This window comes from Desulfosarcina cetonica JCM 12296, from assembly GCF_001311845.1.
In the GTDB taxonomy this organism is placed as follows: domain Bacteria; phylum Desulfobacterota; class Desulfobacteria; order Desulfobacterales; family Desulfosarcinaceae; genus Desulfosarcina; species Desulfosarcina cetonica.
Map to the genome: position 1 here is coordinate 1 of NZ_BBCC01000555.1, position 525 is coordinate 525.

The 525-nt window shown below is 46.3% G+C and carries 1 protein-coding gene; it reads left to right on the forward strand.

All coding sequences use genetic code 11. The annotated features are described in order from the left end of the window. The coding region (locus JCM12296_RS40925) for a hypothetical protein (RefSeq protein ID WP_172684305.1) at positions 1-468 on the forward strand (468 nt) is incomplete at its 5' end. Between the last annotated feature and the right edge of the window lie 57 nt (positions 469-525).

Here is a 525-nt window from a genome sequence, read left to right on the forward strand (position 1 = left end):
GAGTTCGAAGAGGAGAAAGTTAAGTCAATTTATCTTGCGCCAGGGGAAAGAGCGTTCAGCAAATTAAATAGTGATGGATCTAAATGTTGGGTAGTATTGTGTCCAAGTCCAAAGGACTATGATGAATTTACGGTTCTGATCGGCTGGTCGGTATTTGGAAGATACCCAGAACTAAGTATGATCCCATCAAATATTTGGCCGTCGCAAGATAGAAGCGAGTTTGATCAAAAAGAGTACTTAACAAGGCTACCACAGCTTTGGACTGACCAAGATACATGGTGGGTTATTGAATCGTTTGAGCCTGCCCTTGGAGTGGAACAAATTCAGGCAAAGATGCAACCGATCTCGCAAGAGGTGGCGCAAGCGAGGGTTGTGCCACAAGTTGAAAATGCAATTAGTCGTCTGATTGAGGTTGGCATGCCTTACCTCCATCTATTTACGAAGTCCCGAGAGGCTTTTGGTGGCTAACCTTTTGCTCCACCGGATTCGGGCCAAAAAGCGGCCCTCTCCGGTGAGCAAGGCGTT